The 14,778-nt window shown below is 67.9% G+C and carries 9 protein-coding genes; all 9 read right to left on the bottom strand.

From position 1 onward, the window contains the following. Nucleotides 1-28 precede the first annotated feature (28 nt). The 9 genes from cobA to GV044_RS10465 all read right to left on the bottom strand — a co-directional run bounded on the left by cobA (nt 29) and on the right by GV044_RS10465 (nt 14,748). Nucleotides 29-823, bottom strand: a complete 795-nt coding sequence (cobA, locus tag GV044_RS10505; RefSeq protein ID WP_159869165.1) for a uroporphyrinogen-III C-methyltransferase — start codon at nt 821-823, stop codon at nt 29-31. After that, nucleotides 820-3,498: a nitrate reductase gene (locus GV044_RS10500; protein WP_159869162.1), complete on the bottom strand. Its 2,679-nt coding sequence runs from the start codon at nt 3,496-3,498 to the stop codon at nt 820-822. Before GV044_RS10500 ends, cobA begins: the two co-directional genes overlap by 4 nt. Next, nucleotides 3,495-3,851 (bottom strand): nitrite reductase small subunit NirD, encoded by a 357-nt coding sequence (nirD, locus tag GV044_RS10495; RefSeq protein WP_159869159.1) that lies wholly within the window; start codon nt 3,849-3,851, stop codon nt 3,495-3,497. The genes GV044_RS10500 and nirD overlap by 4 nt, the downstream gene beginning before the upstream one ends. Further along, nucleotides 3,851-6,355 carry a nitrite reductase large subunit NirB gene (gene nirB, locus GV044_RS10490; RefSeq protein ID WP_159871242.1) on the bottom strand — a complete coding sequence of 835 codons (2,505 nt, stop codon included), beginning with the start codon at nt 6,353-6,355 and terminating at the stop codon, nt 3,851-3,853. Before nirB ends, nirD begins: the two co-directional genes overlap by 1 nt. A gap of 228 nt (nt 6,356-6,583) precedes the next feature. Beyond that, on the bottom strand, nt 6,584-7,825 hold the full coding sequence (locus tag GV044_RS10485; protein WP_159869156.1) for an alginate export family protein: 1,242 nt from the start codon (nt 7,823-7,825) through the stop codon (nt 6,584-6,586). Between the two features lie 298 nt (nt 7,826-8,123). Continuing rightward, on the bottom strand, nt 8,124-9,803 hold the full coding sequence (locus tag GV044_RS10480; RefSeq protein ID WP_159869153.1) for an ABC transporter ATP-binding protein: 1,680 nt from the start codon (nt 9,801-9,803) through the stop codon (nt 8,124-8,126). Nucleotides 9,804-9,815: 12 nt separating this feature from the next. Then, the gene (locus tag GV044_RS10475) at nt 9,816-10,811 is read right to left on the bottom strand and encodes an ABC transporter permease (RefSeq protein ID WP_159869150.1); all 996 of its coding nucleotides are present in this window, start codon (nt 10,809-10,811) and stop codon (nt 9,816-9,818) included. A gap of 11 nt (nt 10,812-10,822) precedes the next feature. Beyond that, complete coding sequence (locus GV044_RS10470) at nt 10,823-12,211, bottom strand: CmpA/NrtA family ABC transporter substrate-binding protein (protein WP_159869147.1); 1,389 nt, start codon at nt 12,209-12,211, stop codon at nt 10,823-10,825. Between the two features lie 902 nt (nt 12,212-13,113). Beyond that, the gene (locus tag GV044_RS10465; protein ID WP_159869144.1) at nt 13,114-14,748 is read right to left on the bottom strand and encodes an alpha-D-glucose phosphate-specific phosphoglucomutase; all 1,635 of its coding nucleotides are present in this window, start codon (nt 14,746-14,748) and stop codon (nt 13,114-13,116) included. Nucleotides 14,749-14,778 lie beyond the last annotated feature (30 nt).

Raw genomic sequence — 14,778 nt, 5'->3', positions numbered from 1 at the left:
GTGGGCGCTCAACCCTCTCCAACTTCGGCTAGTTCGCTGCGCTCTCAAGAACCCATGTCCTCTCCCCGGCGGGGAGAGGATGGGATTGCGCCGCGCGCAGCGCCTCGCCAATCAGCAGCAGCGCCGGACCATCGCCTAGCGCCGTTTTCGCGCTGAGTGCCAGCAGGTCGAGTCGGGTGAGGAACAAGCGCTCCTCCGGCAGGCTGGCCGACTCGACCAGAGCCACCGGCGTGTCGCCCGCAAGCCCTTCGGCCATGAGCCGTGCCGATACCTCTCCAGCCGCGGCCTTGCCCATGTAGAGCGCCAGCGTCGCTTCCGGGTCAGCCAGCCGCGTCCAATTGAGGTCGAGCGGCTCACTGGCGCGGGCATGCGCGGTCACGAAGGTCAGCTTACGCGCGAGGCCGCGCAAGGTCAGCGAAGCGCCCAGGCTCGCGGCTGCCGCGCTCGCGGCGGTGACGCCCGGGCAGATCCGAACCGGCACACCCGCGGCGCGGCAGGCATCCAGTTCCTCGGTCGCGCGGCCGAAGATCGAGGGATCGCCGCCCTTCAGCCGCACGACTCGGCCAGCGGCCAGCGCCGCCTCGACGATCAGCGCGTCGATCGTCTTCTGATCTTTTGAATGGCGGCCCGAGCGCTTCCCGACATGCACCAGCCGCGCCGAGCGCCGCGCCATGTCCAGCACCTCAGGCCCGACCAGCGCATCGTAGAACACCACCGTGGCGGCGCCGATCAGCCGCTCGGCCTTGCGCGTCAGCAGCTCGGGATCGCCAGGGCCGGCGCCGACCAGCCAGACGGAGCCGAGCGGGAAATCCACATGGGTCATTCGGCGGCTTCCTTCTCGCGGGTGTTACAGGCGTCGAGCAGCCGCGCGATCGCCGGACGGCAGCTGCCGCAGTTGGTGCCGGCGCAGGTCGCTACGCCCACCGCCGCGACAGTGGCTGCGCCTGCCGTGAAGGCCGTGACGATGTCCTTCTCGCCGATGCCATGGCAGACGCAGACGATCGCGCCGCGATCCACCATCGGCGTCGACGGCCGGCCCGCCAGCCACTCGGCCGGTTGGGCGTCGGTGCCCCCGAGCTGCGCGGCGATCCAGTCACGCCGCGGCAGTTCTCCCGAGCGGGTGAGATAGAGCGCCGCCGCGAGGCTGCCGTCGCTGGCATGCACCGCGATCCGGCGCATGCCCCGCGCGATGTCGACCACTTCGACGCGCTCGCCAGCTGGCAGCAGCTCGGCGAGATCCACCGCGCCGGCCCCGGCAAGCTCGGTCAGCCAGCCGCCGGCCACGCGCGAGCGACTCCAGTAGAGCAGGCCAGCGGGTGCGATGGCGTCGCGGCTGGCGACGAACGCGCGCCACTCGGGCTTGACCGGCACGACGCGGGCGGGCGCGTTCTTGAAGCCCGGCTGGCCAGAGACCGGATCGGCCGCCTGCCCGGGAAGGCGGTTGGCGCGCGCACCGTTGGCCATCGCGTCGGTCCAGTGCATGGGCACGCAGATCTCGCCGAGCCGCTGGGCGGCGGTGACGCGGACGCGGAACACGGCGGCGCCGCTCGGGCTCTCGACGCGGGCGAGCCCGCCGTCCGACAAGCCTTGGGCCAGCGCATCCTGCGGGTGCACCTCGAGCAGCGCCTCGGGCCGATGCTGCGAAAGCGTGGGCGAGAGGCCGGTGCGCGTCATCGTGTGCCACTGGTCGCGATAACGCGCGGTGTTGAGCCGCAGGGGATAGGCGCTATCGGCCTGCACCGCGGGCGCCGTGACGCCAACCAGCCGCGCCTTGCCATTGGCGGTGGGATAGCCGCGAGCGAGCGGATAGGCGCCGCCCCACTGGAACGGCGCCATCCCCTCGTAGGCCGCGTCGTCGATCTCCGCGAGTGCGGTGAGGTCGAGCGCCTTGCCGCGCGCGACGCCGAGGCGCGTCATGGCGGCGAATTCGCGGAAAACGCCAGCGGGCGACTCCCACGCGAAGTGCTCGCCCCAGCCCAGCCGCGTCGCTACTTCAGCAACGATCCGCCAATCCGCGCGCGCCTCTCCCGGCGGCGGGAACAGCGCTCGCTGGCGGCTGATCCGGCGCTCGGAATTGGTGACGGTGCCATCCTTCTCGCCCCAGGCGAGCGCGGGCAGGCGGACGTGGGCGAAGCGGCCGGTATCGGTGTCGGCGATCACGTCGGAGACCACCACCGTGGGGCAGCGGGCCAAGGCCTCGCGCACGAAGCCGCTGTCGGGCATCGACACCGCGGGGTTGGTGGCCATGACCCAAAGGAACTTGATCTCGCCCGAGTGCACGGCGCGGAACAGGTCGACGGCCTTGAGGCCCGGACCCGAGCAGATGTTGGGTGCGTCCCAGAACGCCGCAACGGCGCTGCGCTCGTCCTCGGAGAAGCCGAGGTGGCAGGCGAGCGTATTGGCCAGCCCGCCCACCTCGCGCCCGCCCATGGCGTTGGGCTGGCCGGTGATCGAGAACGGCCCCGCGCCGGGCGTGTTGATGCGGCCGGTGGCGAGGTGGAGGTTGATGATCGCGTTGCCCTTGTCGGTGCCGCAGACCGACTGGTTGGCACCCTGGCTGAACAGGGTGACGGTGCGGGGGGCCGACGCGACCAGCTCCACGAGGTGGTCGAAGGTGCCCGCAGGCACACCTCCCCCGACCCCTGCCGCTTGCGGGAGGGGTCGGGGGAGGGCTTGTTCGCTGCCGGTTTGCGTCAGGTTCGCGGGGGACAAGCCCTCCCCTAGCTCCTCCCGCAGGCGGGAGGGGGACAGGGTGGTCCAGAACTCTGCGTCCACCTCCACCTGCTCGGCCAGATACGCCTCATCGACCAGCCCGCGCTCGTGCATCTCTGCCAGAAGTGCATTGAACAGCGCCACATCTCCATCGGGCGCAACGGGTACATGCAAGTCGGCCTGCTCGGCCGTCTCAGTGCGGCGCGGGTCGATCACCACCAGTTTGGTGCCGCGCTCCTCGCGCGCCTTCTCGATCCGCTGCCAGATCACCGGATGGCACCAGGCGGTGTTGGAGCCGACCAGCAGGATCAGGTCCGCCTGCTCGAGGTCCTCGTACGAGCACGGCACCACGTCCTCACCGAACGCGCGGTTGTGGGCGGCAACGGCGCTCGCCATGCACAGGCGCGAATTGGTGTCGATGTTGGCCGAGCCGACGAAGCCCTTCATCAGCTTGTTGGCGGCGTAGTAGTCCTCGGTGAGCAGCTGGCCCGAGACGTAGAACGCGACCGAATCGGGCCCATGCTCGGCGATGCAGTCGCGCATACGGCCAGCGACGAGGTCCAGTGCCTCGTCCCAGCTGGCGCGGTCCTCGCCGATCATCGGGTGGAGCAAGCGGCCTTCGAGGCCGACGGTCTCGCCCAGGTGCGTGCCCTTGGAGCACAGGCGGCCGTGGTTGGCGGGGTGCTCGGCGTCGCCCTTGATCGCGACGGAGCGGGGGCCGGTGACCCTGGCCTCGATCCCGCAGCCGACGCCGCAGTAGGCGCAGGTGGTGCGGATCGCGTTCACGCGGCCCTCACCTCCTCCATCCGCGGCGAGAGCACCGCCGAGCGCTTCAAGTAGATGCGCCCCGCATCGACCTTCAGAGGGATCGTCGGCACGCAGCCCTCGTCCGCGCCCAGGGCATTGCCGCTGCGCAGCGAGATGTTCCAGTTGTGCAGCGGGCACGTCACCACGTCGCCATGGACGATGCCCTGGCTCAAGGGCCCTTGCTTGTGCGGGCAGGCGTTCACCAGCGCGAAGAACTCGCCGCGCATGGTGTGGAAGACGGCGATCTCCTCGCCGCCCTCGACCGGCAGAGTGCGCGCGGTGCCGGGTTCGATCTGGGTCTTGGGGCCGATATCCAGCCAATCGCCGATCATCAGACAGTCTCCATTTCGGGCGTGACGACCATCGGGCGGACCGTCGCGATGTGGGCGTGCAAGTCGCGGCGCTCGCCCTGGGCGCGCTTGGCCCAGGGGTCGTCCTGCGAGAACTGCTGCGAGTATCGGAACCGCGCGGCGTAGAGCCGGATGGCGTCGGGATCATCGAGCAGCTTGGATTTGACGTAATCCAGGCCTACCCGCTCGATCCACGGCGCGGTGCGCTCCAGATAGTGCGCCTCCTCGCGGTAGAGCTGGGTGAAGGCGGCGCAGACGTCCATCGCCTCTTCCTCGGTGCTCACCTTGCAGAGCAAGTCGGTGGCGCGCACCTTGATGCCGCCGTTGCCGCCGACGTGCAGCTCGTAGCCCGAGTCGACGCAGACCACGCCGAAGTCCTTGATCGTCGCCTCGGCGCAGTTGCGCGGGCAGCCGCTCACCGCGATCTTGAACTTGTGCGGCATCCACGAGCCCCAGGTCATCTGCTCGATCTTGACGCCGAGGCCTGTGGAATCCTGCGTGCCGAAGCGGCACCACTCCGAGCCGACGCAGGTCTTCACCGTGCGCAAGCTCTTGCCGTAGGCGTGGCCCGAGACCATCCCAGCGGCGTTGAGATCGGCCCAGACCGCAGGCAGGTCCTCCTTCTTGATGCCGAAAATGTCGAGGCGCTGGCCGCCTGTCACCTTCACCATCGGCGCGTTGAACTTCTCCACCACGTCGGCGATCGCGCGCAGTTCACGGGGGTTGGTCAGGCCGCCCCACATGCGCGGGACCACCGAATAGGTGCCGTCCTTCTGGATGTTGGCGTGCATCCGCTCGTTGACGAAGCGGCTCTTCTGGTCGTCGACGTACTCGCCGGGCCAGGCGCAGAGCAGGTAGTAGTTGAGCGCCGGGCGGCACGAGGCGCAGCCGTCGGGAGTCGACCAGTGCAGCTCCTGCATGACCTGGGGGATCGCCTTCAGGCTCTTTTCCAGGATCAGGCGGCGCACGTCGTCGTGGCCGAAGCTGGTGCACTTGCACAAGGTCTTCACCTCGCGCGCGCCGCCGTAGTCTTCGCCCATGGTGAGGGCGAGCAGCGACTCCACGAGGCCGGTGCACGATCCGCAAGAGGCCGAGGCCTTGCAAGTGGAGCGCACCGCGTCGAGCGAGCAGGCACCGTCGAGGATGGATTTCACCACCGTGCCCTTGGAAACGCCGTTGCACCCGCAGATCTCGGCCTCGTCCGAGAGGTTGGCAACGGCGGCGTTAGGGTCCGCAAGGGCGCCCCCCGAAGCGAAAGCCTGGCCAAAGATAAGGCCTTCGCGGATCTCGGAAACGCTCTCGCCCTTCTTGAGCAAGTCGAAGTACCAGTTGCCGTCGGCGGTATCGCCGTAGAGCACCGCGCCGATCAGCTTGTCGTCCTTCAGGACCACGCGCTTGTACACGCCGCGTGCGGCGTCGCGCATGACGATGTCCTCGCAGCCTTCTCCGCCCGAGAAGTCGCCGGCGGAGAACAAGTCGATCCCGGAGACCTTGAGCTTGGTCGACGTGACCGAACCCAAGTAGCCGGTGGGCGCTTCGGTCACGTAGTCGGCCAGCGCGCGGCACATCTCCCACAGCGGGGCGACGAGGCCGTAGCACAGGCCGCGGTGCTGCACGCATTCGCCGACGGCCAGCACGCTGGGGTCGGAAGTGACCATGTGGTCGTCGACCAGCACGCCACGCTCGCACTCCAGCCCGGCCGCCTTGGCGAGCCCGGTCGAGGGGCGGATGCCCGCGGCCATGACGACGATGTCGGCCTTGACCTTGGTGCCGTCCTCCAGCTCGATGCCGACGACCTTTCCGTCGATACCGTGGATCACCTTGGTGTTGGCGCCCGTGAGGATGGTCTGGCCGCGCCGTTCGAGTTCGGTCTTGAGCAGGTAGCCCGCCGCCTCGTCGAGCTGGCGCTCCATCAAGGTCGGCATCAGGTGGACGACGGTGACCTTCATGCCGCGCAAGCTGAGCCCATGCGCCGCCTCCAGCCCGAGCAGGCCGCCGCCGATCACCACCGCATCGCCGCCATTCTCGGCCGCGGCGAGCATCTTCTCCACGTCGTCCAAGTCGCGGAACGTGACCACGCCGTCGAGGTCATGGCCGGGGATGGGAATGATGAACGGATCGGAGCCGGTGGCGATCAGCAGCTTGTCGTAGGGCTCGACCCGACCGGAGCGAGCGACGACACACTTGTGCGCCCGATCGATGTGGTCGACGCGGTCGCCCGAAACCAAGGTGATCGCGTTGTCGGCGTACCAGTCGGCGCCGTTGATCACGATCTCCTCGAAGCTCTTGTCGCCGGCCAGCACGGGCGAGAGCATGATGCGGTTGTAGTTCACCCGCGGCTCCGCGCCGAAGATGGTGACGTCGAACCGGCCCGGATCGCGGGCCAGGATTTCCTCGACGGCGCGACATCCGGCCATGCCGTTGCCGATCACCACCAGCCTTTCGCGGCTCCCGGGTGTCGGACCTGCTCCTGTGTCGAAGGTCATCGGTGCATTCACGTCACGTCTCCGTCTCGGACACGCGCACAACGAAAAAAGCCGCCAGCGATCCTTCTTGGAGAGGATCACGGGCGGCTTCATTGCCACGCGTCTGTCAGTTGGTGGGCGAGGCGCTGGTCGTCCATCGTCGGACGGCGCTCGTTCGCTTGGGTCGAGTGTAAGCGATTCGCTTACCTGGGAGCAAGGGTGTTTTTGCGGTGCAGCAAAGATGCGCGCCTACAAGGCGAACTCAGCCTGCAGCCATAGGATCTCCTTGTCGCTCGTGCGCGTATTGGCGGCCTGGTAGTTCGCGTACTTGGCCAGGATCGCCACCTGCCCCAGCTTGAAGCCCAGTTGCGCATCCCACTCCGTGCCGAACTCGATATCGCCCTGATCGCTGTCGAACTGGTGGTAGGTCACTTGCGCATTCAGCCCCGGCACCGCCTTCACCTTCGCGAATGTGTAGCCCAGCGAGCCCCAGGCATCCTGCAGGCCCTGGCCCGGCGTGGTCAGGAACACGTCCGCCCAACCGTTGAACTTGTGCAGCGTGGCGAACGGGGTCTGCACGGCAAAGCCATTGTCGGAGCCCAGCAGCTCCCAGCCGCCACCGGCCCGCAGTCCTGAGAACGTCACCCCGCCCTCGGCATAGGCATAGTCGGCGGAGAACCGGCGCGGGCTCGCCTTCCAGTCGGACTGGCGCGCGTAGGAGCCGGTGAGATCCAGCTTCACCTTGGGCGTCAGCGGCAGCACCGTCGTCGCACGCAGGCCGAAGGTCTTGCTGGAATTGGCGACCTGCAGTGGGTCGTCGAAGTCGAGCAGGTATGCAAAGCCCTTCAGTTGCACCGGCCCGGCCTTCACGCCGCCGTTCAGAAACCAGAAGCTTCCATCGTAAGCCTGGCGCGGACCGGCATCCTCGCCGAATATCGTTCGGTCGCTCCACGAATACGTCGCGTCGAGCATGACCGGGCCGAGCTTCGCCTCGCCGCGCACCGCGTCGAATGTCTGCTCGTTCTGCCGCCAGCCCACCGAGCCGACCCAGCGCTGGTCGTCGAGATTGATCCGCTGGCGGCCCACGGTCACGCCACTGCCGTCGACCTTGTAGGCCAGCTGCAGCCGGTTGAGTTCGACGTTCTGCGGGTCGGGTACCACCGAGTAGCCGGGCCGCCGCTGGTTGGAAGCGGGGTTGGCGAAGGGGAAGGCGTTGTAGTTGTTGTCGATCGCCAGCGTGCCTTCGCCCTCGGCGAGCAGCGACAGATGGTCGAACTTGAACTCCGCGCCGGCGCGCAGGCGCATGGTGACCGCGTCGGCATCAAGGTTGAGGTCGTCCTGGTCGACGTGCTCGTAGCGCAGCCGGCCTTCGATGATCGGATCGATGGTGAGGGTGTCGCTGACTTTCACCGGGTCGCCGGGCTTGGCGTGGGCCGGGGTTGTCAGAGTCAGCGCAACGGCGGCGATGGCCAGGGTCGATACGGTCTTCATAGGTACTTGCCTCCCTCACGGCGGGCGCTCTCGGCACTCCGCCAGGCTGTGGAAGGCAGGCGACGATGCCTGCCGCGATTGGGCGCTCCCTCACGCCCGGTCTGCGCTGCCTGGTGAGCGGGCGACGGTGCCCGCGGCAGGTATGTTTTCTTCTCTCCTGCAAGGGGACGTGGCGGACGCGAAGCGGCTGACGGAGGGGTGTAACCCTCTCGTCCGAGCACTTCGCCGCCGGTGACACCCCTCCACCACCAGCTACGCTGGCGGTCCCCCTCCCCTTCCAGGGGAGGATCTCAGGTGCTCAGGCCGCCTTGGCCGGTCCATGGTCGTACTCGGCCAGGAAGTGCAGCACTTCCTGCCGGTACTGGTAGAACTTGGGATCCTCCAGCAGCGCCTTGCGGTCGCGCGGGCGCGGCAGGTCGACCTTGAGCACCTTGCCGATGGTGGCGTTGGGCCCGTTGGTCATCATCACCACGCGGTCGGCCAGCAGGATCGCCTCGTCGACGTCGTGCGTCACCATGATCGCGGTCACCTTGGTGCGGTTCCAGGTCTCGACCAGCACGTCCTGCAAGTCCCAGCGGGTCAGGCTGTCGAGCATGCCGAAGGGCTCGTCGAGCAGCAGCAGCCTTGGGGATAGGGCAAAGGCGCGGGCGATGCCGACGCGCTGGCGCATGCCGTTCGACATCTCGGCCGCGAGCTTGTCCTTGCTGTCCGACAGGCCGACCCGGTCGAGGTAGTAGTCGACGATGTCGCGCCGCTCGCCCTTGGTGGCGTGGGGATAGACCCGCTCGACGCCCAGGGCGACGTTCTGGCGCGCGGTGAGCCAGGGCATGAGGCTGGGCGCCTGGAACACCACTGCCTTGTCCGGCCCCGCCGTGCTGATCTCGCGGTTGTCGAGGACGATGCCGCCCGAACTGATCGCGTTCAGCCCCGCCGCCATCGTCAGCACCGTGGACTTGCCGCAGCCCGAGTGGCCGATCAGCGAGACGAACTCGCCTTTGTCCATCAGCAGGTTGAAGTCCTCCACCACGGTCAGCGGACCCTTGGGCGTGGGGTAGACCTTGTGGAGCTTGAAGAACTCCAGGTAGCGCCGCTCCACTGCCGACTTGGCGGCATCGGTGTAGGCCTTGGGCAGGCGCAGCGCGGAGAGGTCGATCGGCGCGACGGTCGGCAGTGCCACCGCGCTGTCGCCAGCGGTGCCGCCCGCGTTCAGCATGCCTAGGTAACCGACGATCTCGCGCCGCAGCGCCTGGAAGTGCACGTCGTCGTTCACCGCCTCGCGGTCGCGCGGGCGCGGCACGTCGACGGTGAAGATCCGGCCGATCCGCGCCGCCGGGGCGGGGGTCAGGATCGCCACCCGGTCGGCCAGCAGCAGCGCCTCGTCGACGTCGTTGGTGACCAGAATGATGGTGCGCCGCTCTTCCTTGCGGATGCGCTCGATCTCGTCTTGCAGCTTGGCGCGGGTCAGCGCGTCGAGCGCCGACAAGGGCTCGTCGAGCAGCAGGATCTCCGGCTCCATGGCGAGCGCACGGGCGACCGAGACGCGCTGGCGCATGCCGCCCGACAGTTGCGCGGGCTTGCGGTCCATCGCATGGCCCAGGCCGACGAGCTCGATCTTCTGCTTGACCAGCGCCGCGCGCTCGGCGGCGGAGCGGTCCTTGTGCACGGCGTCGACCGCCAGCGCGACGTTCTTCTCGACCGTGAGCCAGGGCAGCAGCGAGTAGGACTGGAACACCAGCCCCCGCTCCTTGCCCGGCCCGTCGATCGGCTCACCACGCAGGAGGATGCGGCCCTGATCAGGCTCGATCAGCCCGGCGATGGCGGAGACCAGCGTGGTCTTGCCCGCGCCGGAGAAGCCAAGGATCGCGATGAACTCGCCCTCCTCGACATCGAGACTGACCTGGTCGAGCACCTGGGTCACTGCGCCAGTCTTGCCGGTGTAGCGCTTGGTAACGTTCTGAAGCGAGAGGATCGTAGCCATGCTTTCCCTCCCTCAAACCGCGTGGTTGCGGCTGGCGAGCTGCTGGAGCAGCATCATCACACGATCGAGCAAAAAGCCGATCAGGCCGATCACCACCACCGCGACCATGATGCGGCTCAAGGACTGCTCGTTGCCGTTCTGGAACTCGTCCCACACGAACTTGCCGAGGCCCGGGTTCTGCGCCAGCATCTCGGCCGCGATCAGCACCATCCAGCCCACGCCCAGCGACAGGCGCATGCCGGTGAAGATGTAGGGCAGCGCGCTCGGCAGCACGAGCTTGGTCAGCCGCGCGAACCAGCCGAGCTTGAGCACGCGGCCGACGTTGATCAGGTCCTTGTCGATCGAGGCGGTGCCGACCGCGGTGTTGATCAAGGTCGGCCACAGCGAGCACATCATCACGACGATGGCCGAAATGATGAAGCTCTTGGGCAGGGTCGGATCGTCGCTGGTGACCGAGGCGGAGACCACCATGGTCACGATCGGCAACCAGGCGAGCGGGCTGATCGGGCGCATGATCTGCACCAGCGGGTTGATCGCGGCGTTGATCCGCTTCGACATGCCGGCGACGAGGCCCAGCGGCACCGCCACGATCGAGGCGAGCACGAAGCCCATGCCGACCGTCTTCAGCGAGGTGAAGATCTGGTCCACGAAGGTCGGCGGGCCGGTGTAGACCGAGCCGGCGGCCTCGACCGTAGCAGCCTCGGCGCGGGCGGCGGCGTATTCGCCGAGCAGGCCGGTAAAGGCGTGCCACACGTCGAGCGGGCCGGGCAGCGCGCCGAGCGAGGTCTGCACCAGCGGGGCCAGCAGCGCCCACAGCGTCAGGAACACCGCGACGCCGGCGAGCGGCGGCCAGGCGCTTTCGAAGGCAGCCTTGCCGCTCGGCAGCTTGAGCCCGAACGGAGCCTTTCGCTCGGCAGCGGGTGAAGGCGGCGGCGGGGCGATCTCGGCCGGAGCCGCAACCGGCTCGGCCATTGCGAAATCATCCTTGCGGAGAGTGGCAGCGTTCATGGTCGGGGTCCTCACTTCACGCCTGCGGGGGTGACGCTCTGGCCGTCCTTCAGGCCGATCTCGAAACCGGCGGTATAGGCGGCGGGGTGGTGCGCATCGAAGGCGACGCCGTCGATCGCCTTGTGGGTCTGGATGCGGAAGCCGTCAGTCTTGGGGAACTGCTCGGCCTTGGCCTTGCCGCCATCGACCAGCGCCTTGGCCGCCTGGTCGTAGAGGTCGGGGCGATAAACCGACTTCACCGTGTCCAAGTACCACTGGTCGGGCTTGGCCTGCGCGATCTGGCCCCAGCGGCGCATCTGCGTCAGGTACCAGATGCCGTCCGAGTACATCGGATAGCTCGCCTGGTTGGCGAAGAACTGGTTGAACTCCGGCGTCGAGCGGGTGTCGCCCGGACCAAAGGTGAAGTGCCCGGTCATCGAGGCGAGCAGCACCTTCTCATCCGCTCCGACGTACTTGGAGCTGGCGAGCAGCTTCACCGCCTCGGCCCGGTTCTTGCCGCCATCGGCGTCGAGCCAGATCGAGGCCTTGATGAGGGCGCGCAGCAGCGCCTGCACCGTCTTCGGGTTCTTCTGCGCGAAGGCCTCGGTCATGCCGAAGACCTTGTCCCCGGTGGTGCCGGCGATGTCTGGATCGACCACGACCGGCACGCCGATCTTCTTGGCGACCGCGGCCTGGTTCCACGGCTCGCCCACCGAGTAGCCGCTGATCGTGCCCGCTTCCATCGTCGCGGGCATCTGCGGCGGCGGGGTGACCGAGAGCTGCACTTCGGCGCCGGTCGTGCCCGCGGTGTCGCCCGGCAGGTAGAAGCCGGGGTTGAGCCCGCCCGCCGCCAGCCAGTAGCGCAGGATGTAGTTGTGGGTGGAGACGGGGAACACCATGCCCAGCTTGAACGGCTTGCCCTGCGCCTTGAAGCTGGCGACCACGGGCTTGAGCACCGCCGCCGAGACCGGCTGGCCCTTGGGCACGCTCGCCGCGATCATCTGGTAGACCTGGTTCGACAGGGTCACCGCCTTGCCGTTGATGTCGAGGCTGAAGGGCGTGATCAGCTTGGTCTTGGCGCCGATCCCCGCGCCTGAGGCGAGCACCTGTCCGGCCAGCATGTGCGAAGCGTCGAGATCGCCCGACACCACGCCGTCGAGCAGCACCTTCCAGTTCGCCTGCGGCTCCAGCGTGACGTTCAGGCCCTCCTCGGCAAAGAAGCCCTTCTCCTTGGCGACGACCAGCGGCGCGATGTCGGTCAGCTTGATGAAGCCGAGCTTCAGGTTCGGCTTCTCGATGCCGTTGGCGGTGGCCGCCTTGTTCTCCGTCGGCGCCTTGCTGCTGCCGCATGCCGTCAGCGCGACGCTGGCCAGCAAGACCACCGCGATCGACTTGAACCCGTTCCCCCGAACCCGAACCATGCTGTTCCCCGTATCGCCATGCGACAAACGCGAAAAAGCCGCCACGACATGAGGTCCGAAGACCAGGTCGGGCGGCTGCGTTGCCACGAGTTGTTGAAGTGTTTGCGGTGCGTCCTGATGCCGCCCTTCCTTGGGAAGCTGCGCGAACCGCGACGCAACATGAGTAAGCGATTCGGGGCGGGCGCGTAAAGCGGTTTTTTTGCAGTGCAGCGTGGGAGAGGGATCCAGAGGGCCGTTGGCGGGCTTCGACACGCTCGGCCTGGGCGGTGTTGGGGTGGGCCGCTGCCATTCTAGCCAGAGCCTGCGACCTCACCCCACGCCGCCATGCTGAGCTTGTCGAAGCATGCCAGCCGATGCTGCGACCTTCCCAGATCCTCCCCTGCAAGGGGAGGTGGCAGTCCGGAGGACTGACGGAGGGGTGTAACCCTCTCGGTCGAGCACTTAGGCTGGCGGTGACACCCCTCCGTCACGCACTACGTGCGCGCCACCTCCCCTTGCAGGGGAGGATCTAGGCACGGCTGTACCTCCGCTGGCGAGTGCGGGATTATGCCTAGCGAAAACACACCACGGACTTTGCGGTCGGCGGGACCTGGCGCGACAGGCTTGGCTCGGGTTCCGTTGTTGCGAACGGCTGGCGGAGGAACACGCAAGCGAGCCGCCAAGCTCGACCCTGGGGTACTAAGCACCGGCGGGACGGGCTCGCAGCTGGCCGCCGGTTCAGGCTTATTGCCGGATGATGCCTCGTACCGGTTGGAGTTCCCGTCGGAACGCCGACCGCTGGCGCGTGAACGACACGGCAAACGTCTCTGCCCTGCCCGCACCCGCCGTGTACCGGACCATGCTTTCACAAGCTCCGGTGCTGGGCCATATAACCAATATGGTTCAGAACGTCAAGCTGAACCTTACGTGATGACGTCCGGCGCGGTCCGGCCGGTGTGCTGGGCGATGCCGGCGATCGCCTCGGCCGCGGCGATCTGATGCTGCAACATGGCGGATGTCTCGGCATCCAGGTCGCCCGATGGCGGCACATAGCTCTCGAGATAGACCCGCAAGGTCGCGCCTTGCGTGCCGGTGCCAGAGAGGCGGAACACCACGCGGCTGCCGTCCTCGAACAGCACACGCAGCCCCTGGTTGGCGCTAACCGAGCCGTCGACCGGGTCGGTGTACGCGAAACTATCCGCCACCGCGACGGTGAGCGGACCGAAGCTCTGGCCGGCAAGATCGGCGAGCTTGCCCTTGAGGCCGTCCATCAGCGCATTCGCGCCGACAGTCTCGATGCCTTCGTAGTCGTGGCGGGCGTAGTAGTTGCGGCCGAAGCGCGCCCAGTGCTCGCGCGCGATGGCATCGACGCTGAGCTTGCGGGCGGCCAGGATGTTGAGCCAGAGCAACACCGCCCAGAGCCCGTCCTTCTCGCGCACGTGGTCGGAGCCGGTGCCTGCGCTTTCCTCGCCGCAGATCGTCACTTGCCCCGCATCGAGCAGGTTGCCGAAGAACTTCCAGCCCGTAGGCGTCTCGAAGATCGGGATGCCCAGCGCTTCAGCCACGCGATCCGCCGCAGCGCTGGTCGGCATGGAGCGGGCGATACCGCCAAGGCGGCCCTTGTAGGCGGGCGCCAGTTCGATGTTGGCGGCGAGCATTGCCAGCGAATCGGACGGGGTGATGAAGCGTCCACGCCCGATAATGAGGTTGCGGTCGCCATCGCCGTCCGATGCCGCGCCAAGGTCCGGCGCGTCGGGACCCATCATCAGGTCGTAGAGGTCCTTGGCGTGGATCAGGTTGGGATCGGGATGGTGCCCGCCGAAGTCCTCCAGCGGCACGCCGTTCACCACCGTGCCTGCCGCGAAGCTGAGGCGGTTCTCCAGGATCTCGGTCGCGTAAGGGCCAGTGACCGCACCCATCGCGTCGAAGCGCATGGTGAAACCCGACGCGACCGCGGCGCGGATCGCGGCGAAGTCGAACAGCGTCTCCATCAGGTCGGCGTAGTCGGCGACCGAATCGATCACCGACACGGTCATGCCGCCGACTTGCGTCTCGCCGATCGCATCGAGGTCTACGTCCGCCGCCTCGACCGTCAGCCAGCGGTCGATGGCCTCAGTGCGGGCGTGGACGGCGCCGGTAACGCTCTCGGGCGCGGGTCCGCCGTTGGCGATGTTGTACTTGATCCCGAAATCTTCGTCCGGGCCGCCGGGGTTGTGGCTGGCCGAGAGGATCAGGCCGCCGCTCGCCCCGTACTTGCGGATGACGTGGCTGGCGGCGGGCGTCGAGAGGATGCCCCCCTGCCCCACCAGCACCCGGCCATAGCCGTTCGCCGCGGCCATGCGGATCGCCTGCTGGATCACCGTGCGGTTGTGGAACCGCCCGTCGCCGCCGATCACCAGCGTGGTGCCCGCCTCGGGCTGCACCACGTCGAACACCGCCTGGATGAAGTTCTCGGCATAGCCGGGCTGCTGGAACACCCGCACCTTCTTGCGCAGGCCCGACGTGCCGGGCGCCTGGCCCTCGAACGGAGTGGTCGGAACGCTGACGATCTGGGGCAAGGCGTGAACTCCGGTTATGAGGCGGGCGGC

It is taken from the genome of Novosphingobium sp. 9U, assembly GCF_902506425.1.
Taxonomy (GTDB): domain Bacteria; phylum Pseudomonadota; class Alphaproteobacteria; order Sphingomonadales; family Sphingomonadaceae; genus Novosphingobium.
Note: the sequence above shows the minus strand (reverse complement) of the source record. Positions and strands in the feature narration are given on the sequence as shown.

What these genes read in the sequence shown, in the direction of transcription:
- cobA (WP_159869165.1), bottom strand. Translation starts at nt 823, where the DNA reads ATGACCCATGTGGATTTCCCGCTCGGCTCCGTCTGGCTGGTCGGCGCC.
- nirD (WP_159869159.1), bottom strand. Translation starts at nt 3,851, where the DNA reads ATGATCGGCGATTGGCTGGATATCGGCCCCAAGACCCAGATCGAACCC.
- nirB (WP_159871242.1), bottom strand. Translation starts at nt 6,355, where the DNA reads ATGACCTTCGACACAGGAGCAGGTCCGACACCCGGGAGCCGCGAAAGG.
- GV044_RS10485 (WP_159869156.1), bottom strand. Translation starts at nt 7,825, where the DNA reads ATGAAGACCGTATCGACCCTGGCCATCGCCGCCGTTGCGCTGACTCTG.
- GV044_RS10480 (WP_159869153.1), bottom strand. Translation starts at nt 9,803, where the DNA reads ATGGCTACGATCCTCTCGCTTCAGAACGTTACCAAGCGCTACACCGGC.
- GV044_RS10475 (WP_159869150.1), bottom strand. Translation starts at nt 10,811, where the DNA reads ATGAACGCTGCCACTCTCCGCAAGGATGATTTCGCAATGGCCGAGCCG.
- GV044_RS10470 (WP_159869147.1), bottom strand. Translation starts at nt 12,211, where the DNA reads ATGGTTCGGGTTCGGGGGAACGGGTTCAAGTCGATCGCGGTGGTCTTG.